Annotated in this window: 15 protein-coding genes and 1 pseudogene; 4 read left to right on the top strand and 12 right to left on the bottom strand. The window is 68.1% G+C overall.

Annotated elements, in window-relative coordinates; all coding sequences use genetic code 11:
* Positions 1 to 75: 75 nt before the first annotated feature.
* Positions 76 to 349: pseudogene (locus tag ACIBBB_RS07430) on the bottom strand (transposase); the annotation flags it as partial.
* A gap of 431 nt (positions 350 to 780) precedes the next feature.
* Here ACIBBB_RS07430 and ACIBBB_RS07425 point away from each other — a divergent pair.
* The 4 genes from ACIBBB_RS07425 to ACIBBB_RS07410 all read left to right on the top strand — a co-directional run bounded on the left by ACIBBB_RS07425 (position 781) and on the right by ACIBBB_RS07410 (position 5,882).
* Complete coding sequence (locus ACIBBB_RS07425) at positions 781 to 1,434, top strand: FMN-binding negative transcriptional regulator (RefSeq protein WP_398979692.1); 654 nt, start codon at positions 781 to 783, stop codon at positions 1,432 to 1,434.
* A 202-nt stretch (positions 1,435 to 1,636) separates the two neighbouring features.
* Positions 1,637 to 3,010, top strand: a complete 1,374-nt coding sequence (locus ACIBBB_RS07420; RefSeq protein ID WP_398979690.1) for an MATE family efflux transporter — start codon at positions 1,637 to 1,639, stop codon at positions 3,008 to 3,010.
* A complete protein-coding gene (locus tag ACIBBB_RS07415) occupies positions 3,003 to 4,841 on the top strand; it encodes a M3 family metallopeptidase (protein WP_398979688.1) in 1,839 nt (612 codons plus the stop codon). Before ACIBBB_RS07420 ends, ACIBBB_RS07415 begins: the two co-directional genes overlap by 8 nt.
* Before the next feature lie 6 nt (positions 4,842 to 4,847).
* On the top strand, positions 4,848 to 5,882 hold the full coding sequence (locus ACIBBB_RS07410) for a 3-oxoacyl-ACP synthase III family protein (RefSeq protein WP_398979687.1): 1,035 nt from the start codon (positions 4,848 to 4,850) through the stop codon (positions 5,880 to 5,882).
* Positions 5,883 to 5,885: 3 nt separating this feature from the next.
* Here ACIBBB_RS07410 and mpaD read toward each other — a convergent pair whose 3' ends face one another.
* The 11 genes from mpaD to ACIBBB_RS07355 all read right to left on the bottom strand — a co-directional run bounded on the left by mpaD (position 5,886) and on the right by ACIBBB_RS07355 (position 21,619).
* Positions 5,886 to 7,166: a daptide-type RiPP biosynthesis aminotransferase gene (gene mpaD, locus ACIBBB_RS07405; protein ID WP_398979685.1), complete on the bottom strand. Its 1,281-nt coding sequence runs from the start codon at positions 7,164 to 7,166 to the stop codon at positions 5,886 to 5,888.
* 26 nt (positions 7,167 to 7,192) lie between these two features.
* On the bottom strand, positions 7,193 to 7,954 hold the full coding sequence (locus ACIBBB_RS07400; protein ID WP_398979683.1) for an SDR family NAD(P)-dependent oxidoreductase: 762 nt from the start codon (positions 7,952 to 7,954) through the stop codon (positions 7,193 to 7,195).
* Entirely contained in the window at positions 7,951 to 9,207 is a 1,257-nt protein-coding gene (locus ACIBBB_RS07395; RefSeq protein WP_398979681.1) for a PQQ-binding-like beta-propeller repeat protein, read from the bottom strand. The genes ACIBBB_RS07400 and ACIBBB_RS07395 overlap by 4 nt, the downstream gene beginning before the upstream one ends.
* On the bottom strand, positions 9,204 to 10,445 hold the full coding sequence (locus ACIBBB_RS07390; protein WP_398979679.1) for a hypothetical protein: 1,242 nt from the start codon (positions 10,443 to 10,445) through the stop codon (positions 9,204 to 9,206). Before ACIBBB_RS07390 ends, ACIBBB_RS07395 begins: the two co-directional genes overlap by 4 nt.
* On the bottom strand, positions 10,429 to 11,085 hold the full coding sequence (locus ACIBBB_RS07385) for an O-methyltransferase (RefSeq protein WP_398979677.1): 657 nt from the start codon (positions 11,083 to 11,085) through the stop codon (positions 10,429 to 10,431). Before ACIBBB_RS07385 ends, ACIBBB_RS07390 begins: the two co-directional genes overlap by 17 nt.
* Before the next feature lie 11 nt (positions 11,086 to 11,096).
* Entirely contained in the window at positions 11,097 to 12,866 is a 1,770-nt protein-coding gene (locus ACIBBB_RS07380; RefSeq protein WP_398979675.1) for a M3 family metallopeptidase, read from the bottom strand.
* 103 nt (positions 12,867 to 12,969) lie between these two features.
* On the bottom strand, positions 12,970 to 13,140 hold the full coding sequence (locus ACIBBB_RS07375) for a hypothetical protein (RefSeq protein ID WP_398979673.1): 171 nt from the start codon (positions 13,138 to 13,140) through the stop codon (positions 12,970 to 12,972).
* Positions 13,141 to 13,305: 165 nt separating this feature from the next.
* Positions 13,306 to 14,505: a cytochrome P450 gene (locus ACIBBB_RS07370; protein WP_398979671.1), complete on the bottom strand. Its 1,200-nt coding sequence runs from the start codon at positions 14,503 to 14,505 to the stop codon at positions 13,306 to 13,308.
* Positions 14,498 to 16,489, bottom strand: coding sequence for a GTP-binding protein (locus tag ACIBBB_RS07365; protein WP_398979669.1), 1,992 nt, complete (start codon positions 16,487 to 16,489; stop codon positions 14,498 to 14,500). Before ACIBBB_RS07365 ends, ACIBBB_RS07370 begins: the two co-directional genes overlap by 8 nt.
* Positions 16,486 to 16,623, bottom strand: coding sequence for a hypothetical protein (locus ACIBBB_RS07360; protein ID WP_398979667.1), 138 nt, complete (start codon positions 16,621 to 16,623; stop codon positions 16,486 to 16,488). Before ACIBBB_RS07360 ends, ACIBBB_RS07365 begins: the two co-directional genes overlap by 4 nt.
* Before the next feature lies 1 nt (position 16,624).
* Positions 16,625 to 21,619, bottom strand: coding sequence for an amino acid adenylation domain-containing protein (locus tag ACIBBB_RS07355; protein ID WP_398979664.1), 4,995 nt, complete (start codon positions 21,617 to 21,619; stop codon positions 16,625 to 16,627).
* Positions 21,620 to 21,805 lie beyond the last annotated feature (186 nt).

The following is a 21,805-nucleotide window of genomic DNA, read 5'->3' as shown; positions in this document are numbered from 1 at the left end:
TCTGGAACCCGCCGGCACCTCTGCTGTTCCAGTGGGACCGCAGCGGCGAGAACTCCCGTATGAGCGGCGAATTCATCCGCGAGCACCGGGTTCGTCGAGAACGACGCGGTGGAGCCGGGCCCCACACCCGCACTTCCGGCCACTGCGCGAACCGCCGGTAGACCGTAGGCCGGGCAGGACCGAACACCGGCGGCAACTGCCGTCAGGTACAGCCCGACGTGGCCACGAACAAGATCGCCGCCAACACCTCACGATCACCCGCCCGAGCCCGGCCACCACCCCGCCGACGTAACACCCCCGCCGGCGGCACCACCCGACGGAACAACACCCACAACTCATCCGGCACCAAGGGTTTGTGCCGCGACTCGTGACGTGGGCCACGACTCGCCGTGACATGCCGATTGCGTGTAAAAAAATCTTGGTGTCTGGACCCCTCATTGGTGTGCGCGTCCTCGATATCTCGACCGTCCTCGCCGGTCCCCTCGACTCCTTCCTGCTCGCCGAGTTCTACGCGGAGGGATAAAGCTTGAGTATCCGGGGCCGGGGTCTCCGCGCGCAGGTGTTGGGGTCCGAGGTCGACGGTGGTGCCGCCGCGAAGAATGACGACGGTGCGGTCCGCGAGCGTTCAGCGGATCAGATGGCTGTCGAGGTTGACCGGAAGCGGGCAGGCCGGTCGTCCCGGTCTGCCCGCGGCTTCTTTCAAATACCGCAGTATGTGCCGGAGGAATCGCGCGATCCATCATGGGCCGACGGCCGACGTAGCGGGACATAGGAGCAGGAATGCACGTTCCGGACGTATATCAGGCGCGGGAGGGCAGACAACTGGTCGATGTCGTCAGTCAGCATCCGCTTGCCGCCCTCATTACCAATGGCCCGTTCACCCCCTTTTCCACCCATCTTCCGATGATTCCCGCGTCGGATGCCGAAGCGGACGAACTCGTCGGGTCGACGCTCCTCGGGCATATGAACCGTGTTAATCCGCACTGGTCGGCGCTCCTGGCCGGAACACCGGCCAAGGCCGTCTTCTGGGGGCCGAACTCCTATGTGACACCTATGCTGTACGCGGCCGATCCGTCGGCCCCGACCTGGAACTTCGTGTCGGTGCACGTTGAAGGTGTCCTCCGGCCGATCCGCGATGACGAGGAGACCTTCGAGGTCGTCCGGCGCACAGCCTCCCGGCTGGAGAGGCTCTTCGGCGCCGGGTGGGAACTGGAAGGCTCGCTGGACTACTTCCGGAAGATCGTCCCCGGCGTCGGCGCGTTCACCTTCGACGTCCACTCGGCGCAGGGGATGTTCAAGCTCAGTCAGGACAAGGAGCCGGCCATCCGGCGCCGAATATTTGAAAGCCTCGAAGCGGACGGCACTGGACTGACCCGCGAGCTGGGCAAAGCCATGCGGAGCTTCGACGAAGGAGGTGGAGGTGGATCGCGGTGAGGCGGGAGACCGGGCGCGCCGCATTTCCTCCCCGCGGCCTCGGCGTCTGAAGTACCGTGTGTGCACGTTGACTTGACGTGCACGATCCATGCTCGGCCGCCGGCGGCTCGCCGGAGCGACACCACTGGATGTTTCTCTGTTGGAGAGGACTGTCGTTGCGCTGCTGTGAGAAGCCTGAGCGGATGGCTCGGGGTGGTGAGCGGTGAAGCACACTGAGCTGACACGGAGAAACTTCGCCGGCTACGCGGGTGTCGTCCTGCTGATGAGTTCCGTCGGTGCCGGTTTCAGCGCCGTGGACCTGGCGATGGTCGCCCCGCTCGGTCTCCAGTACGTGGCCGCGGTCGGCCTGGCAGACCTCGTCGTAACGGGCGTGCTGGCGTTCGCGGGCGGCCTGGTGCGGGTGTTCTGCAGTCGCCTGGCCATCGCTGAGGGCGAGGAAGAGCGCGCACGGCGGCTCCCTGTCCTGGTCGGGGCTCTGCTGTGGTGCGGCCTCGTTTGCCAAGTGCTGCTGGTGCCAATCGCGCTGGGCTCCGAGTGGTTCCTGGAGCTCATCGGGCAGGACCCGGGGCTGGTCCCGCTCACCGCCGACTACATCGTGGTCCGACTGCTCGGCGCCATGGTGTTGGTCGGGTACGCCGCGGTGAGCGAGGCTCTCAAGATCTGCGGCATGAGGAACCTGTCGTTCGCGGTCGTGGTCCTCGGGTTCCTCGCGAACGCGGGACTGAACTACGTGGTCCTGTACACCGGAATGAAGTCGGTCTTCGCTTCTCCCGCGCAGGCCGTCGCGGTCTCCACGGTGTTCGTGCAAGTGCTGATGGCTGTCGGCTGTGTGGTGCTCTTCCGGCGTCAGATTCGTTCGAAGGGCGAGCGGTTCGAGCGGCCGGCGCCGGGCGAGATCGGGATCGAGTTCCGGTCGATGGCCCGGGTCGCCCCGGGCATTGGGGCACGAGATGTCAACGACTACATGGGGGCGATCATCCCGTTCCTGTTCATCGGCACGCTCAGCCCCGGAGCGGTGGCGGCGGCGGTCGTCGCCTCGAAGTTGTACACATTGTTCTGCCGGGTCCCGCAGTCGTGTGTCGCGGGTGTCTTCACTTACTACGGCTACCAGGTCGGCAAGGGAGCAACACCCTCGGAGCTGGCGCAACGTGGGCGGACGCTGTTGTGGTACACCGCCGTTCCCACCGCCGTGGGCACCGTGCTGATCATGGCGTGCGGACCCTGGCTGTTGCAGTTCTTCGGCGGCGGTGAGGAACTGGACGTACGGCTGGCCACGATCCTGCTCGCCGCGTTCATGGCCACCATGCCGCTCTACGTCATGGAAGCCGTCTACAGTGCCGTGCTGACCATCCATCAGCGTGCGGGTCTGCTCTCAGTGACCTCCACCGCGACGACGTACGGGATCATGATTCCGCTGGCCTGGTACTCGGTGTTCGTGCTCGAGTCCGCGTTCTGGGCCATAGCGCTGGGTGGCATCGTTTCCTCGGTGGTGATCGTGGCAGTGCTCTGGAGGGCGGTACACAGGGACCACTGGGACCAGGCGAAGGCGGAGCCGGCAGAGGTGGGCAGTGTCTGACCACCCCGTCCGGGCCTACGACGAAGGGGACGAGGCGGAACGTGAACGGGGGGCGAGGCTCAGCACTCCGGAAGGCCGCCAAATCGCCTCCCCGGCGGAGTATCTGGACGGCATGCTGCGTCGGCTGCGCTCCGTCCTCAAGCGCCCCGAACCGGGCGAGGACGACCTGGTCGAGATCATGTCCATCTACAACGACCTCGGGTTCGTCTGCCTGTTCCTGGAGGGGAGTGGTGATACGGCGGGCCTGGCACGGCTCAGCTCGCTGCGGTGGTCGTTCAACGAGGATCCCGGCCTGCGCTCGCGCCTTCTGGAGTTCGTGACGAAGCTGTCCTGCGTCGACCCGGGGGTGGAGTCGGCACGGCAGGAGTACGTGCGGCTGTGCCAGGACCCGCGCGACTCCGAGCGGACCTCCGGCCGGCCGGTCGTCGAGGCGCTCGCCGAACTGCGGGCAGCGCTCGGCAAGTCGCGAGACCTGCAGAGTGACCTGCTGAAGCGGCTGAGCGTGGACGCGGGCTCCGAACCGCCCGCCGCGGTGTTCGGCCAACTGATCAGCGGCGTCCCACGGGCTGAGACCCGGGACAAGCTCGCGCTGGCCTGGCAGGAGCGGCGCGACCACCATCTGTCCGAGCTGACGCACCGGGTCGACCGGGTGATCGCGGCCCGCCATCTGCGCGGAGCTGCCGAAGGCCACCGCAGTGCGCTCGCTCGCTCTCTGCTCGGGAGCCGGACCACGGAGACCGACATCGAGCTCTTCCTGGAGCGGTGCCTCCGGCTGGCCCTGCGCACCCACCGGGAGCTGCGGACCGAGGTGGGTGCCCGTATCGGGATGACCGATCCGCCGATGATCCACGCCGGATGGGCGATCCGTTCCGCGCTCGGCAACCCGCGGACTCCACGGTTCCCGCTGAACGGCTGTCTGGATTTCGCCTTCGCCGTCACACGCGCCGCCTTCGGCCTGACCATCCGCCTGTCGGCCGACGACGGTTCCGGCCGCCTTGTCGCCGACGTCCATTCCAGCAGCGCACCGCTCGGCCGGATTGTCCTCGACCTCTGGCAGCGACCGGGCAAGAGCACCGCCAACCACACGGTCGGCATCCGCAACCGTACGGACTGGAACTCCCTGGTCCAGCGCCCGGTGTCCTACCTGACCTGCTCCTTTCCCACCATCTCTGGTGCCGAGGGCCTGACACCGCGGAACGTGCACAGTTTGTTCCACGAGTTCGGACACGCGCTGAACCACTTGCTGATCCGCGACCGGTTGCCGCACGCCGCCGGGCTGGAGCGGCTGCCCGCCGAACGAATCGAGTGGCTGAGCCTGTGGTTCGAGAAATGGGTCTACCACCCGGAGTTCGCCCGCTTTCTCTCGCTGACACCCGACGACATTCAGGCTTGGAAGAGCGCCGGATCCGCCAGATGGCTGGAGTACCGGCAGGGCGCCGCAGAGCAGGCCGTCGCCGCGGCGATGGACTTCGAGGCGCACCGCCGCCGCGACACAGGAGGACTGACCGAGGTGTACGCGCACCTTGATGAGCGGCACGGAATATCCGACTGCGTGGAGTTCGGCCGCTTTCCGGAACAGTTCGCCCGGCCGGTGTTCACCGCCAGGCCCGGCCTGCACTTCAGCTATCTGTGGGGTGCTGCCGAGAGCGCGGAGACCTTCGCCCCGTACCAGGGCCTCACCCTCGACGAGATGGCCGCCGCCCCATCCGCCATGCCCGAGGCGTTCACGCCCTGTTTCGACACCGCGTCGGCCTCCCGGGTGCCGGAGACATCCGCGCTCCAAGCGCTCTGCGACACCGCGCGACTGCCCGTCGGACACGCACGGATCTGACACGGAATGCGAGCTTCTATGCCAATGGTCGACTTCGGAATCGCGGGCCTCGGAAGCTGTCTCGGCGAGCCGTGTGATGTGCTCAGGGACGCACACCGCTACGGCGTGGAACCGGAACTCGTGGCTCGGATGGGGTTTCGCACGTACCACAAGGCGCCCGCCGGGGTGACCACTTCCATGCTCGCCGCCACGGCTGGCCGAACCGCGCTGGAGCGGGCCGGAGTGGACGCGTCGCAGGTCGATTACCTGGTGGTGGCCAGTGCCAGCATGCCGGAGTACTTCAGCTGGGACCCCTCCACCGCCGTAGCCCGCGAACTGGGCATGCGGGGGGTCCGGACCCTGCTGCTCACCCAGACCTGTACGTCCGGGGTGCTCGCCTTCCAGTACATCGCCGGTCTCTTCGCCACCCGTGACGATGTCCGGACGGTGCTGCTGATATGTCCGGAACGGGTGAGCGAGGAGCAGCACGGCCGGATGGGAAGCGGAACCACCGCGGACAGCGACGGCGCCGCGGCCGCGGTGTTGCGCCGCGGTCACCGATCTCTGCGCTGGCTGGCCACCGAGCAGCTGACAGATGCGGAATACACCGACTTCTACCGGCTGGAGTACGGCGGCAGCGCGGCACCCTTTCCCCCCGAGGGGAGGAGCAACCACGACATCGACCCGGCAGAGCTCATCTACCGCACGTTCCAAGGGGATCCGGAGCGGTTCATCTCCTATGCCCAGATGACGGACGCGCGGCTGGCGGAGGTCGTCGACAGCGCCTGTGGCCGTGCGGGCGTCAAGCGGGCCGAGTTGTCGAAGCTGCTCCTGCTCAACGCCAATCAGGAGGCCATGCAGGGCATGGCCCGTGCCCTGGACGTACCCCTGGACCGCACCAACGCCGAACTCGCGGCACGCCTGGGGCACTTCGGCAGCGCGGATCCGCTCGTCTGTCTCGACATCTGCCGGGAGCACGGTGAGCTGAAGAGCGGGGAGCGGATCGCGCTGGCCGGTGTCTGTGCCGGGCTGCACTGGTTCTGCACGGTGCTCGAGGTCTGAGCCTCAGGCCCTGGAGGCGCCCACGGGGGTCTCCCGCAGGAACCGCGCCATACCGGCCCTGACGCAGTCGAAGAGCAGCTTCACGTCCTGCGTCGTGTAGATGAGGGCCGGCAGCAGCAGAAGAGAACTCGGTCCAGGATGCACGATCGCGCCCTCCAGGCGGATGGCGGCCACCAGGGCGGCGATGTCCTGCTTGCCGAACTCCGTGCCGTCGGGACGGGAAAGCATCAGCGCGCGCAGACAGCCCCGCCCCTGCGTCGATGTGATCAGGCCGGCGTCCTTCACCAGTGCCGCCAGTTCGGTGTCGAGCAGGGCGGACAGCCCGGCACTGAGCGCAAGGGCGTCCAAGCGCCGCATCTCCTCAAGGGTCGCGAGAATCGCCGCCGCGGTCACCGGTGTACCGGCCTGGGTCTCCCCGGCGCCCAGCACCGCACCGGCCCGCGTGAACTCCTCGGCGACCGCGTGCGACACGATCACCGCGGACGCCGCGAGCGTGCCGTTGGTCAGAGCCTTCGAGGTGATCACTACATCCGGCGGCTCCGGCCAGGCCTGACTGGCGAAGAACGGGCCGATCCGCCCGAAGCCGGTGGTGACCTCGTCGGCGACCAGCAGCAGCCCGTGCTCCCGGCGCAGCCGCAGCAAGGCTGCCGTGTAGTCATCGGTCAGCGGCAGCGCGGGGGTGCCGATGACCGGCTCCACCACGATGGCCGCGATCCGCCCTCGGTGCCTGTCGAGCAGGCGCTCAAGTTCCTCCGGGTCGTTGGGGTGCACGTGGGTGACCAGCCTGCGGTCGACCCCGTAGGTCCGGTCTCCCAGGTTGGCGCTGGTCAGCGCGGCGGCGCCGAAGGTGAGACCGTGCCAGCCACCATGCAGACCGACGATGCCCTTGCGCAGGTCCTCGCCACGCAGCGAGAAGTACTGCCGCACCAGCTTCATGGTCAAGTCGTTCGCGGCCCCTCCTGAGGTGGAGAAGAGAACGCGGCCGTAGTGCTCGGCGCCGGCCACCTCGACGAGTGCTTCGGCGGCCCGACGGGCGTAGGCGTTCTCGTACCCCCACAGGCTCAGATAGGAAGCGTCCCGCAGCGCCGAATGCACCGCGTCGGCGATCGCGAGGTTGCCGTAGCCGAGGACGCAGTTCCACAACCCGCTCGTGCCGCACAGGAGTTCGGGCCCGCCCTTGAAACGCACGCGCACACCGTGCGCCGACTCGGTGCAGTACGCGTCGTCCCCCTGGTTCTCGACGGGCATCATCATCGGCCAGAGCGGATGAGCGGGGCGGGGCATCGATACCTCCGAGGAGTGAGACGGTGTCAGACGAGAGAGCCGGACGATCCGCCGTCGAGTTTGCACACCATTCCGTTGGCTGCCCGTCCCAGACCGGCGAGATACTCGACGCTCCGGAGGCAGGATTCGAAATCGATCAGGTCGTCGATGACATAGGACGGATTCGCCTTGCGCAGATATGCGCGGGCGACATCCGCGGTCCCGGTCGAGTGGCGCTTCGCCAGCCGCTCGAGGTCGGCGAGCTTCTGCGGGTCCGCGAGCGGGCCCAGCAGCAGCGTCGCGACGCTTGAGTCGCCGGACCGGAAGGTGTCCGCGAGGGCCGTGGTCAGGACCCGCAGGGCCGCCTTGCTGGCGGCGTAGGCGCCGGAATGGCGGTTGGCGTGGTGGATCGCGTCGGAGTTCACCACCACGCATGAGCAGAACCGGTCGGCCGGCTGTGCGGCCAGCAGACTGTGCAGCAGCTGGTACGGCATCAGAGCGTTGACTCGGAACAGCGTTTCCAGTTCGGCGAGATGCGGCTCCCCCGTGCCCTGCCCGCGGTACGTTCGCCCGTAGGACACCGCGTTGTGGACGATCAGGTCGTAGCCGCCGTCCTGACGGTCCAGGAAGGGCTGTAGTTCGCCGGGAACGGACAGGTCCAGAGATCTGTATTCGAATGTGTGCACGGACGGCACTTCCGCGGCCGGGCGACGCCCGGTGCCGACGACCGACCACCCACGCTCGGCCAGTCCCCGGGCCAGGTGGGCACCGAGGCTGTGGCTGGCACCGACGATCAGGGCTCGTTTCACGGCGGCGGCCCCTCGGAGGCGATCGGTCGGAAGCGGAAGTGGTAGATCATCCCGGTGTAGGAACCGCCGTACATGCTTCCGTCCGGACCTGCCACCGGCGTGGTGTCCATGGCCGGATCGTGTTCGGGCAGCCCGAGCAGTTGGCTGGTCTCCCAGCGGAACCGGCCGTCCTCGCGGTCCAGACCGACCGCGTTGCCGCGGCCCACGACGGCACTGAAGTTGCCGTCGGGAAGCACCGTGAAAGAGCTGTAGGCGTGTGCGCCGTACCCGGGAGCGGTCCAGCGGACCGATCGGCTGTGGATGTCGATACCGAAAGCCGTGCCGTCCTCGGTGCCGGCCACCAGAATGTTTCCCGAGACTGCCGGACTGGAGACCACCTTGGCACCCAGAGCGACGCTGCCGCACGGCTGCCCCGAACTGGTGTCCAGGAAGTGGCACCGGCCATCGACGGAGCAGACCACGATCTGGCCCAGCTCGTGCAAGGCGGCCGGTGAGGACCTGATGGTGGAGTCCACGTCGCGCCGCCAACGCTCCGTGCCGTCCGGGGCCAGGCACACCACGTACTCGGCGCACGCCACGACGGCTTCGCCGTCCGCGGTGGCGACGGGACTGGCGTAGGGGTCACGGTGGGCGGCGGAACCGCCGTGTGCCGCCTGCCAGGGCCGTGGCAGCTCGTGGGTGAAGCGAAGGTCGCCGGTGGCGAGGTCCAGCCCGAGGCAACGGCTGCCGAAGGCCGCCAGCACCAGCAGGTCCGCACCGGGCAGCACCAGTGGTGTGGCGTACAGCGGCAGACCGGTCTCCATGGACCAGACCGGTCGGCCCCGGAGATCCAGACAGGCCACCTGCCCGCCGGTGGTCGCCGCGATGATCCGGCGCCGGGAGCGATCCACGACCAGCGAGGCATAGATCGGGCCGGCCAGCCGCTGCTTCCAGTAGACCTTGCTCAAGGAGCGGTTGAAGAAGCGGATGTACCCGTCGTATCCGGCGACGACCGCGCCGACCCCTGGCACCAGGACGGGGGAGGCGCAGACCGGGACGGGGATGGTCACCTCCTGCCGCTCGCGATGGTGGACCAGCTTCCGGTAACCGCAGACCTGGGGCTCCACCTCCCACCGGGCCGGCTGTGCGCTGTTCTCGCTCAGGGGGAGCAGCGACCGGCGCGGGTCGTGCCGGAATCGGGGCAGCTGTTGCCTCGCACGCTGCGGCTGCTCGGTCGGCCGGGCCGGGGCGGCGCTGTGCGGTGCGGACGTCATCGGCCACCAGGACTTCCGTCGAGCCGTTCCAGCGCCCTGTGCAGGGTCTGCGCCGCGGTATGCGACAGCCCACGCGCGCAGCGTGCGCCCCTGGACAGCACCTCGGCATTCCCCGGGACCAGTTCGGCGAGGGTCAGATAGTCCGCGAGCGCCGCCTCCGGCTCACCGGTCTCCTCCCAGCAAGAGGCGGCCATCAGCAGATGGTGTCCCACGTACGGCGGCCCGGTGGCGGCGGCGGTGTCGTACAGCTCCGCCGCCTCCCGCGGGCTGCCGAACCGGCGGAACGCCTCCGCCAGTTCTCCGTAGCTCACCGACCACGCGGGGTCGAGATCGATCAGTGCCCGTCCTGCCTCGATGGCCCGGTCGCGGTCCTTGGTGACGTACATGTGCTCTTTGAGCGCCGACTCGTGGTACGTCTTCAGCAGGTTCAACTCGTAGGCACGCGAGGCATGCGACCTGATGGTTTGCTCGGCGGCGGACTTCGCGGCCTCCATGTAGGCCCGGGTCTGCTTCGGCAGCCCTCTGGCGGCCGGCAGCATCGCCAGCCCGCGGTACCAGGACGACAGACCGCTGGAGTCGAGGTCTGCCTGCCTGGTGGCGATGGCGTTGCCGACGCGCACGCTCCAGTGGAAGTCCGCGGCCGACACCTCCTGGCGTTTGAGGTGCCAGACGACGGCCTGGGTGCACGCGTCGAGCGTGCGGTGGAGCGGTACACCCCCGGCGGTGATGGCCTGCCGCATCGCGGCGAACGCGGGAGCCGATGACCGCCCGTCTTCCCTCCGGTTGGAGATCATGAACTCCAACCAGGCCGCTTCGAAGCGCTCCCGGTTGCCGGAAGCTCGGGCGGTGGCCTTGCTGAGCACCGTCTCGGCGAGGTCATGACGCGCCAAGTTGATCAACACCGAGGCCAGATTCACCTGTTCGACGAAGGCGAGCTCGGCGTGCTCGTCCACGAGGTCGCCGAGCCGTCGCAGGGCCGCGGTGGGCCGGTGGCGAAGCTGTGCCAGATCGTCGTGCGGTATGCCTTCGAGCACCGCCACTTCCTGGAGCACGCTCGGCTCGAAGACCTGGGTGAACCGGTATCCGAACTGTTCCCAGTCGGTGTGCTCGAAGGCCTCGACGGAGGCCTGGGAGAAGATGTCGGGTCGCGGTGTGCCGTCGGTGACGCACTCGAGTCCCACCATGGTCCGCTGGAAGGCGTTGCGAGGCGTCGCCGGCCGCTCACTCAGGACTGTCATGTCGTATCCCCCAGTCCTTGAAGCTGACCAGCAGACCGTGCCCGGTCCCGATGAATGCCGAGAACAGCCGGTTGCTTCTGCCGGCCGCCCGCACATACGCGTCGATGGCGGCGGCCTCCCGGTCCGGGTCGGCACCGGGGGTTGCCTCACCGCTGAAGTCGCCACCGGGGGCGACATCGTCGGCGATGAGTACTCCGCCGCTACGCAGCACGGGGAAGCATGCCTTGAGATATTGCGGATACGATTTCTTGTCGGCGTCGATAAATATCATATCCACGCTTTCTCGCGGCAGTGTGGCGAGATAGTCGGAGGCGTCGTCGTGCACCACCTCGACTTTCTCCCCAACTCCGGCCTCGTCCAGATATCTGCGCGCCATTCGGGCCGCCCGGACATCGGACTCGATGGTGATCAGCCGACCCTCGGGGGGAAGCCCGCGGGCAATATGGATCGCCGAATAGCCGAACAAGGTGCCGACCTCGACCACAAGGCGAGGCCGGTACATCCGGGTAATTATCTGAAGCATCCGGGCGCCGTTGTCGTCCACCTGTATGGCGGGCATTCCCTCTCGGATCAGGGCGTCGCGCAGTACCCGGTCCAGTGTCTCGTCCCTCGGGCCCAGCCTGGAGCGGATGTAGGTCATAGCACTCTCTGTCATGTAGTCGACTGCTTCATCGTCGCGTCGTAGAAGTCGAAGACTGCCCGAACATCCGGTTCGGTACTTGGCTCGTTGAAGTCGAGGCACGCGGCGAAGGCTCCGTCGAACTCCACCGAAGAGAGATCGGTCAAGTGTCGCGTGAGCAAAGGGCCGAACATCTCCGCACTGGCCGCGGCCCCCCACAGATAGGTGAAGGATGCCCCCGGATTGGTATTGATCATGGGCCAGGTGAAGTAAGGAAGAAAGTCGCCGAGGGTGCAGTACCGGGAGATCCCGAATCTGTTGTCGAGTGCGTCGAAAGCCTCGCTGACGCCGGTCGCCTCACCTCCGTGCACCTCGAAGTCCAGAGCCGCGGTGACGGCTCGGTCGACATGGGTGCGGCGATACTCGAGCACTTTGACCTGGCGGCAGAATTGCAGTCCGGCTCGCTCCTCGGCCGACAGACCGAAGTGCTCTGCCAGGTCCGGGTGGTACACCCACTTCTCGCTCCACATGCTGAGGTTCTCGATGCGTTCCAAGGGCAGATAGTCCAACCCGGACTGGGTCGGCAGCCGCTTGCGAATCAGGATGTGATTGATCGCGTGACCGAATTCGTGGAACAGGCTGTGAACATTCTGGAACGTGATGAGATCTCTGCCGTCCGGCCGCCGGTGGAACCGGCACGACACATAGGCGACCGGGTGCTGGACGATGCCGCCCCAGTCCACCCTGTTGCGGATGCCCTGGGTGGTGTTGGCGGCTATCTGCTTGCGGTCCGACTCCCACAGGTCGAAGTTGATGTACCCCAGGATCTCGTCGGCCCTGGTGACGGAGACGGTCAGCACATGGGCGCCGGATACGGGAAGCTCTCGTATCCGCAGTCCGAAGACCCGGTGGGCGACCTCGGTGAGAAAGGCCAGACAGTCGCGGAGTTCGAACAGGGGAACAGGAAGATCGCCCTGCCGGCGCCGGATGTAGTGGCCGAAGTGGTCCATCGGCGCGCCGGCGCCGCTGACCGTGTCCCGGATCTCCGACTCCAGCGCCGCGTGTTCTTCGAGCGCGGCCGTGGCGTAGGCGTCGATCAGCCGCCGGACCGCGTCCTCGGTGACCGAACAACGCCGCATGGTCTCCGCGAGGACCGTGGCGTGGCCCAAATCCTGGCTGATCTCGCGTCGGACCGAGATCTTGCGGTCGATCACCTCGGCCAGGGCGTCCCGCCGCTTGTCGCGCACCATGGCCATGGCGCGGCTCAGTTTCCCTCGACGTGCCGCGTCGGCCGTGCCGCTGATCACTGTGTAGGCGATGCTCTCCGGTGAGCCGGTGCCGATGTCCAGGCCCAGGCGGCCCAGCAGGTCCAGTTGATCCCGCTGCCCGGCTCTGACGACTTCCTTCGCGCTCGTCTGGAGCTGTTCGAGCCTGTCCGCACGGGACTGATCGGTGTTCCGCTTGGCAGTGAGATGCTCGATATAGGCCAGCCGGGACGCTTCGACGTCACGGTCGGTGCAGTGCAAATGATCACACAGGGCAAGCAGCCGCGTATCGTCCCTGTCGTTCTTGAAGAAGGCGTCCCGGTGCGGCAGTAGCCACTGGTAGTTGACGAACTCCTCGTTGGATTCCAGATAGAGGAACACATACGCGACGTTGTCGTAGATGGCAGTTACTTCCGCAAATGTATCTTCTGTCAATGTCGGCTCGGTGAGGATTGCGTCAAGCCGTGCCCTCATATGGCGGAGTATTTTTTCGGTTTCTTGGAGGCTCGCCTGGTCAAGACCGGTGATGGTATCCACAAGCATCAACCCATCCGTATCCGATGCGATACTGGTAGAGGCGCCCGTCAGGGAGCCTCTACCAGATCAATCACAATGTTCTTCAGGTCCGGATGCGCCCCACCTACGCGGCGGTTTCCTCACCGGAGTTGAGAATGGCGTCCAGTTCCGCGTCGAGTGCCGTGTCGAAAAGGATCTCCTGACCGCCTGCCGTGCCGGCATCGGCCTCGAAGAACACTTCGCCCATTGGTGACGGGAAGAACGCGGGTTTCTTGGACAGTGGATAGTTGATCATGACTTGCTCCCTATCTGCCTGATGGCGGGCAAGTGCCCCATGGATTTTCTATGGAGCTGAATTTTCAATTTATCAACCAGTGGTAGTCGTGGCAATAGGGCCGTTGCGCAATTTCCGCCGGTATTCAAGTCGCATGGCGGAGTGTCGCTGGAATCGGACCATAAATCACCTTCGCACGATCAACTCCGTAAGGCCGCGAAACGCTGGAATGGCTCTCCGCTTGGGCGGCGCGGTGGAATCGAGGGACAGGGTGGGGCAGCGGTCGAGCAGTACCTCAAGGGCGACCGTAGCTTCGAGCCGGGCCAGCGAGGCGCCCAGACAGCGATGTCCTCCGATCCCGAAGGAGACATGATCGATATGTTGGCGGGTGAGGTCGAAGCGACCGGGATCCGCATGGACCGCCGGATCGTGATTGGCCGCGATCAGCACCGCCCAGACCCACTGGCCCTTGCGGACCGGACAGCCGGCCAGATTCAGGTCGGTGGTGGCGATCCGGTCCGTGACGGTGACCGGGCTGTCGTAGCGGAGGATCTCCTCCACGGCGCGAGGCAGCAGCGACCGGTCCCGACGCAGCAGTTCGAGCTGGTCAGGGTGTTCCAAGAGGGCGAGCACGCCATTGCCGATGAGGTCCGTGGTGGTGAGGTTCCCGGCCACCAGCAGCATGACGAGCGTGGAGACCAGTTCCTCCAGGCTCAACTGATCGTGCTCATCGTGGGCCAGCACCAGGGCGCTGATGAGATCGTTACGCGGCCTGTGTGTGCGTTCCTCAATGGCCTCCACGAAGTACATCACCAACTCGTCGCGCACCAGCGCGATACGGTCCTGGGTCTTCTGGGGGAGTGACGGGTCATATTCCAGCGCGAGGTCCTCCGACCACGCCTTGAACCGGTCGTGATCCGAGTCGTCGACCCCGAGCAGGGTGGCGATGGTGGAGATCGCCATCGGCGCCGCATAGGCGTCCATCAGGTCGAACGAGGTGCGGTCCGCCACCGCGTCGAGCAGGGTGTTGGCGATGCTCTCGATGTGTGGACGCATTGCCGCGACCCGTCCCCGCGTGAATGCCCGGCTGATCAGACCCCGCACCCGGCGACGGTCGGGGTCGTCCATGAACATCATCGATGATCCGGCCATGGCCCGCTGTACGCGTGTGTACGGACCGTCCAGCGCCTTGTCCGGGTCCTTCGCGTACACCGTGCCGAGCAGGACGTCCTCGACCTCGGCGTGGCGCATCGCGACCCATCCCTCAAGGGCCTCGTCGTAGATCATGGGATCGTCCTGGTGGCGCCGCAGTTCAGCGTAGGGGTCGGCACAGAACTCGGGTGAGGCCCAACTCAGTCCGGCCGCGCCGGTCAGCTCGTCAGCCACCGTTCTTCCTTCCCACAACACGACTGCGCATGTACTCCGCGGGATTCAACGGGTTGCCGTCGGTACGCGCGCGGCGTGGCGTGGCGCCCCGCACCGCTCTGTCGCCCTCCGGCCGGGACCACCAGACACCCTCGCCCTGGGTCACGCCGGGGAGCGCTGTCTTGCAGCCGGTGACGCTCCGGACCGGCAGCTCGCCGCTGATCCGCCAGGAACCGCCTCGCGGCAGGGTGCTCGAGATACGCGCCTCCGCACGGGACAGCAGGGCGCTCACCGAGGAGATGGCGTCGGCGGGGAACTCGACCTCGAAGGCGTGGCACGGTTCGAAGACGGCGCTGCCGGCCTTGGCCAGCGCACGCATCACCACCACCGGTGTGAGGCCCCGGAAGTCACCGCCGGTGCTGCACGCGTTGTCGAACGCGTTGTGAACCAGGGTGATGTGACAGTCCGTCACCGGCCATCCGTAGAGACCCTGCTGGAGTGCGGCGTACGCGGTCTCCCGGACAGCGGTGCGGAACGCCTGGGGGAGTGACCCCCTCTCGGTCTCGGTGGACCACTGGACGCCGGTGCCCCTGGGCGCGGCCGTGACCCGTAGCCCGATGCCGGCGACGAACGGACTGCGCCCGATCTCCACCTGTGCCGAACCCGTGCCCACGGGGCGTTCCTTGTAGATGATCCGGCTCGGGTTGAAGACCGCCTCGATGCCGAACTGGTTGCGTAGCCGCTCCGCGATGACTTCCTTCTGCACCTCGCCGTAGAGCAGCACCGAGGTGCCTCCGCCGTCCAGTGACCGGGCGTTGATCAGCGGGTCCTGGGCCGCCAGCTCCAGCAGGGCGGCGTGCATGTGCGACGCCTGCCCGGGAACGCGCGGGGAGACGACCGATTCGAGCGTCGGCTGAGGGAACCGGGTCACGCCGTCGGTGGCCTCGATCCCGCCCAGACAGTCCCCGACGCGGAGATCCGCGATGCCCCGGATCCGGGCGATGCCCCCGGGATGCAGGACGTCGCCGTGGGACCCGCCGACGACGTCGAGGCCACTGACCGCGCCCCGGTAGGTGTCGACGCCGTCCTCGCCGAGCCGGTGCCAGGTCAGCCGCTCGCGCTCACGGACCCGGCCGCCGAACAGCCGCAGGTAGCCGGTCTTCTCACCGTGACCGCCCCGCTCTACGGCGAACACCGTGCCGCGCGGCGTCGAGTTGCCCGATCCCTGGGCCCGGGGCAGTGTCCGGTCGATGGTCTCCAGGAGGTCCACGACTCCGATCCCGTCCCGCGCGCAGCCGAACACGACCGGACAGACGCCCCCGTCGGCGACCTGGGCGGCCAGCCGCGGCCAGACCTCGGCAGGCTCGGGCGGCGCCCCGGCCACCAGCGCCGCGAGTAACTCGTCATCCCTCTCGGCCAGCACCTCGGCGGCATCCGTCACCCCGTCCGCGTCGTGGAGCACGCGTGTCACCCTGGCATCTCGGGTGCCGGCGCCGAGAGGGCGGTTGAGCGGGACGGTGAGCACCCCTAGCGCGTCGCGGATGTCGTCCAGCAGATCACCTGCCCGCGCGCCCATCCGGTCGATCTTGTTGACGAAGATAAGCGTGGGCAACGCCATGTCACGCAGGGCGCGCATCAGGATCCGGGTCTGGGGCTGCACCCCCTCGACGGCGGAGACCACCAGTACGGCGCCGTCCAAGACCCGCAGGGCGCGCTCGACCTCCGCGATGAACTCGGCGTGCCCAGGTGTGTCGATCAAGTTGACCTGGAGCGAGCCGTAGGTGAAGGACGCCACGGCGGTCCGGATGGTGATGCCCCGGCGCCGCTCGATCTCGTCGCTGTCGGTCTGGGTGGTGCCCTCGTCCACGCTTCCGGGCTGTTCGATGGTGTGGGTCTCGAAGAGCAGCCGCTCGGTGAGCGTGGTCTTGCCCGCGTCGACATGAGCGAGGATGCCGATGTTGACCGTGGCCGGCCGCGCGGCGGCCGCGGGAAGCAAAGCCGTCATTCGGGTCGCAACTCCTCACTGTGCCGGTCGAGGAATCCGGTGACGGCGGACAGTACGTCCACGGCATGCGTCACCATGCCGTAGTGCCCCGCCACGGTGACGTGGCCACTCGCGGACTCGGCGGAGAACAGCACCTCACTCTCCCGTCGTTCGCGCCGGGTCGCGCTTCGCGGCGCACACGTCCGCGATCCGCTCGACCGTGCGGTGCTTCACGATGTCGGTCATCGAGCACTTCACGCCCAGTTCCCGGGTAATCCGGCTGGCCAGCGTGGCGACCCGCAGGGAATGCCCGCCCAGATCGAAGAAGTCGTCTTCGACGCCGACCTGTTCCAGACCGAGAACCTCCGCGAACAAGCGCACCAGCTTTTGCTGCTCCGGGGTACGGGGTGAACGCCGTGCCGTTCCCGAATCGGGCGGCGGTTCAGGAAGGGCGTGACGGTCGACCTTTCCGCTGAGAGTGAGCGGCAGCCGATCCAGGATCACCAGCCGTGCCGGCACCATGAACTCCGGCAGCGATCGCGCCACATGAGTACGCAACGCGTCCTCGGTGAGTGGCGAGCTCTGCGGCTGCCCCGAGCGCCGCTCCGCCCCGGTGACATAGCCGATCAACTGTGTGCCGCCCAGTCCTGTCTCCGAGGCCACCACCACCGCTTCGGCCACGCCCGGGCAGTCGGTGAGGGCCGCCTCGACCTCACCCGGTTCGATCCTGATGCCACGGACCTTGAGCTGGGCGTCACCGCGGCCGACGAGTTCCAGCTCCCCGTGGGCGTTCCACCGGGCCAGGTCACCCGTGCGGTACATGCGCGATCCGGCCCGTCCATAGGGGTCGGCCACAAAGCGCTCCGCGGTCAGCCCGGGCCGCCGGTGGTAGCCCAGCCCGAGCCTGCCCGCGACGTACAGCTCACCGACCACGCCCGGCGGCAGCGATTCGAGCCGTCTGCCGAGCACCCGGACCTCCATGTTCGCGAGCGGGCGGCCGATCGGCGCGGCGGCCGCGTCCACCGGTTCCCACGCCGGGGCGACAACGTGGGCGGTGGCGTAGAACGACTCCGTCTGGCCGTACGCGTTGACCAGCCGGGCGTCCGGCCACTCGGTACGGATGCGCCGGACCAGGCTGCCGGGGAGCGGCTCACCGGCCGAGACCACCGTCTCGGGACGGATGTGCCGGACATCGCCATCGAGCAACTCCGTCAGCACCGAGGGCACGGCGCACAGCATGGTGCCCGTCCATCCGGAGCCCTCCCGCAGTGCGAGCAGGTCCCGGACGACATCGAGCGTTCCGCCGGTGAAAAGCGCGGCGCAGATCTCGAACACCGAGACATCGAAGTTGATCGAGGTGCTCGCCAGCACCCCGGCCACCCCGTCCGGCGCGATTCGCGGCACGAGCGACAGCACGTCGCTGACGACGGTGGCGTGGGTGATCAGCACGCCTTTCGCGACACCCGTCGAGCCCGAGGTGTACATCAGATAGGCCGGGTCGTCGGCGTCGGCCGGCGTCGCGGGCTCCGCACCGTCTTCGGCCGCATCGGCTTCGTCCGTCACGTCTGTCGTGTCGAGTTCACCGATCAGCACACTCGGCGCGTCCGAGGCGGGCAGCAGTGGCTTGGTGCCGGCATCCGTGATCACCAGCATCGGCTGCGCGTCGGCCAGCAGACGCCGTAGCCTGCCGCCCAGCCAGCGCGGGTCGAGTGGCAGGTAGGCGGCCCCTGCCTTCAGGATGCCCAGCAGCGCGACCACCAGGTCCGCCGACCTCGGCACCGCGAGGCCGACGACGACGCCCCGGCCCACGCCGCGCTCTCGCAGCGACGCCGCGACGCGGCTGGACCTGGCGTCCAGCGCCCGGTAGCTCAGTGAGACGCCGTCGCAGGTGAGCGCGGGCCTGTCCGGGGTGCGCTCGGCCTGGCGGGTCACCAGAACCGGAATCGAAACCCTTGGCACGGTCGCCGTGGCACCGCTGGACCGCGCCAGCAGCGCGCGCCGTTCGTCCGCGGAGATCAGTTCCACCGCGCCCACGGCTACACGGCTGTCGGCCGCGATGTGCTCGAGAACACGCAGGAACTGGGAGGCCATCCGCCGGGCGGTGGCCGCATCGTACAGATCCGCCGCGTATTCGAGGGTTCCGGTCGCGCCCCCGCCCGGGAGTTCGCTCAGGTTGAAGAAGAGGTCGAACTTCGAGGTTCCCGTGGTCACGGTGTGCGGGGTGGCGGCCACGCCGTCCAGGGTCAGCGGGGGCCAGGCAATCGTCCGGTCGTGCCAGGCCAGCATCACCTGGAAGAGCGGGTGGTAGGCCATCGACCGCCGCGGGTTCAGCGTCTCGACCACCCGGTCGAACGGGACATCGAGACGGTCGTACGCGTCGAGCGCCTTGACACGGACCTGGTCGAGAACACTGTCGAACGGCGCGTCGTCCGACAGTCCGACCCGCAGCACCCAGGTGTTGCCGAAGTACCCCACCGTGCCGGTGACCGCGTCATCGGCGCGGCCCGCGTGCAGTCCACCGATCGGCACGTCCTCTCCGGCGCCCAGCCGGTGCAGCAGGACGGCGAGCGCCGACTGGAGGATCATGGACACGGTCGCGCCGCGACGTCCGGCGGTCGTGCGCAGCCGGTCCAGTAGTCCGTCGGAGACGGCGAGCGGGACCGTGCCGCCCCGGTGGCTGGCGGTGGCCGGCCGGGCCCGGTCCCGGGGCAACCGCAAAGGCTGCGGCAGGTCGGCCAGTTCTCGCCGCCAGTAATCCAGCTGGGCCGCGCCCGGCCCTGCGTCCACGCCCCGCTGCCACGCGGCGAACCGGGCGTACTCCACCTCAAGAGGCTGCCACCGCGGGGCCGTACCGGCGCGCCGGGCCGCGTACGCCTGGGACAGGTCGCGCGCGACGATTCCCTCGGACCATCCATCCGTGGCGATGTGATGCGCTACCAGCAGCAGGACATGCTCGTCCGGACCGGTGGTGAACAGGGTGGCGCGCAGCGGCAGTTCGGACGCCAGCGAGAAGGGGTGCCGCGCCGCCGTACGCAGCACCGCGTCCAGCTGAGCCGGGTCCGCCGTACGGACCTGGAGCTGTGGTGCGGTGTCCAACAGGCGCGGCACCGGCTGTCCGTCGACCTCCTCGAACACCGTGCGCAGGGTCCGGTGGCGGGCGACGACGTCCGTCAGCGCGGCCGACAGCGCCACGGTGTCCAGCGGTCCGCTCAGCCGCCAGGCCAGGGGCATGTTGTAGGTGCAGCCCTGAGGGTCCGTGGCATGCACGAGCCACAGCCGCCGCTGGGCGAAGGAGACCGGCGGTGAATCCTGCGACGGGTCGGGCCGACGCACTGTCCGGGGCGTGCCCCGACCGGAGCCGGCCCGGACGGCCTCGGTGAGCGCGGCGACCGTCGGCTTCTCGAAGATGCTCCGGATCGGCAGCTCGACGCCGAACGCCGAACGCACCTTGGCGGCCAGCCGGGTGGCGAGCAGGGAGTGACCGCCCATGACGAAGAAGCTGTCGTCCCGGCCGACCCGTGGAAGGTGCAGGACCTCCCCGAAGAGCGCGGCCATGGCACCCTCGTCGACGGTCCTGGGAGCCTGATAGGGCCCGGCCGATCGGTCGTCGGGCAGTGCGGCCCGGTCGATCTTGCCGTGCGTTGTCCGCGGCAGGCGGTCGAGCACGACACAGGCCGACGGCATCATGTGCTCCGGCAGCGTCCGCGCGAGCCGGTGTCGTACGGCCTCACCGTCCAGCCCCGGCCCCCCGGGGGCCGGGGCCACGAACGCGACCAGCCGGTTCCCTCCGGACCAGTCCTCGCGAACGGCGGCGACCGCCTCCAGGACGCCGGGGTCCCGTTCGAGCGCCGCCTCGATCTCTCCCAGCTCAACCCGGAAACCACGCACCTTGACCTGGTGGTCCGCCCTGCCGACGAACACCAGGTCGCCGTCCGGGTTCTCATGGACCAGATCGCCCGTGCGGTACATCCGGGTTCCGGGTGGCCCGAAGGGGCACGCCACGAAGCGTGTGCTGGTCAGTGCGGGCCGTCCGACATAACCGTGCGCGACGCCGACCCCCGCGATGTACAGTTCCCCGACCTCTCCGGGTCGCACCGGGCGGAGCCTGGCGTCCAGGACGTGCACCCGCGTGTTGTCCAGGGGCTTCCCAATCGGAACCGGTCGACCGGTCTGCTGCCCGAGGTTCGCATGGGTCGACCACACCGTTGTCTCGGTCGGCCCGTACATGTTCACCACCTCGGCCGCGAGTTCACGCAGCCGAGTGGCCAGTTGCTCCGAGAGCGGCTCGGCGCCGACGAAGGCCCGTATTCCCGCGACCACCCGCGGTCCCTCCGGCTCGTACGCCAGCAACTCGCGCCACAGCGACGGGGTGGCGTGCAGGACCGTCGCCCGGCTGTCGGCCAGCAGCGCGGTCATGAGCCGTGGGTCGCGCACCGTCTCGGCGGTGGCCAGCACGACCGCGGCGCCACTCGTCAGCGGAAGGAAAAGTTCGGGGACGGCCATGTCGAAGGCCACCGTGCTCACCGACACGAGCCGGTCCCCGCCGTCCATCGGCAGTAGTCGGCGCATCGACGCCAGCAGATTGGCGAGCGCCCGGTGCGGAACGACGACGCCTTTGGGGCGACCGGTGGACCCGGACGTGTAGATGATGTACGCGGTGTCGTCCGGAAGCCGTGGGGTGACGGACTCCCCGTCGCCCGGCGGCGGCGCCGACTCGCCGCCCCCCAGCGGGAGCGTGACCGACGTGCCCGCCTCGTCCACGGTCAATGTCGCTGGTGCACCGCTGTCGGCCGCGCCGGGGGCGACGAGCCGCAGGGTCGCTCCTGACTCCGCGAGCATGAGCCGGACCCGGTCGGTCGGATACCGAGGGTCCACGGGCAGATAGGCCGCTCCTGTCCGCAGCACCGCCAAGAGCGCCACGAGCATGCCGACGGAGCGTGGCAGACACACCGCGACGACCGTGCCGCGACCGGCGCCGGACCGGCGCAGCACGCCGGCCAGCCGCTTGGAGGACTCGTGCAATGACGCGTATGTCACCTGCCTCGTACCGCAGATGACGGCGATGGCATCGGGGGTACGTGCCGCCTGTGCCTCGAACAGTTCCGGCACGCCCTTGTCGGTGAGCACACCGGAGAGTGAGCTGCTCAACATGACCTGTCTCCCGCCCCGCGAGGTCAGTTGTGTAACGCAAGGAAGCTTGCGCCTCAGACATATCCAGCTGCTGCCTCTTGAAAACCCGATGCTCGAACGTCAACTCCCTTTCTCTGAACCGAAGTTGAGAGAATCGCAGGTTGACGGCCGGGTATTGAGCTTTTTCCGTCCTCGGTCCGAGCCGGC

The sequence above is a fragment of the Streptomyces sp. NPDC051217 genome, assembly GCF_044455465.1.
GTDB lineage: Bacteria > Actinomycetota > Actinomycetes > Streptomycetales > Streptomycetaceae > Streptomyces.
This window is presented reverse-complemented; position numbering and strand designations above follow the sequence as displayed.

What these genes read in the sequence shown, in the direction of transcription:
- ACIBBB_RS07425 (WP_398979692.1), top strand. Translation starts at nt 781, where the DNA reads ATGCACGTTCCGGACGTATATCAGGCGCGGGAGGGCAGACAACTGGTC.
- ACIBBB_RS07410 (WP_398979687.1), top strand. Translation starts at nt 4,848, where the DNA reads ATGCGAGCTTCTATGCCAATGGTCGACTTCGGAATCGCGGGCCTCGGA.
- mpaD (WP_398979685.1), bottom strand. Translation starts at nt 7,166, where the DNA reads ATGCCCCGCCCCGCTCATCCGCTCTGGCCGATGATGATGCCCGTCGAG.
- ACIBBB_RS07395 (WP_398979681.1), bottom strand. Translation starts at nt 9,207, where the DNA reads ATGACGTCCGCACCGCACAGCGCCGCCCCGGCCCGGCCGACCGAGCAG.
- ACIBBB_RS07390 (WP_398979679.1), bottom strand. Translation starts at nt 10,445, where the DNA reads ATGACAGTCCTGAGTGAGCGGCCGGCGACGCCTCGCAACGCCTTCCAG.
- ACIBBB_RS07385 (WP_398979677.1), bottom strand. Translation starts at nt 11,085, where the DNA reads ATGACCTACATCCGCTCCAGGCTGGGCCCGAGGGACGAGACACTGGAC.
- ACIBBB_RS07375 (WP_398979673.1), bottom strand. Translation starts at nt 13,140, where the DNA reads ATGATCAACTATCCACTGTCCAAGAAACCCGCGTTCTTCCCGTCACCA.
- ACIBBB_RS07365 (WP_398979669.1), bottom strand. Translation starts at nt 16,489, where the DNA reads ATGACGGCTTTGCTTCCCGCGGCCGCCGCGCGGCCGGCCACGGTCAAC.
- ACIBBB_RS07355 (WP_398979664.1), bottom strand. Translation starts at nt 21,619, where the DNA reads ATGTTGAGCAGCTCACTCTCCGGTGTGCTCACCGACAAGGGCGTGCCG.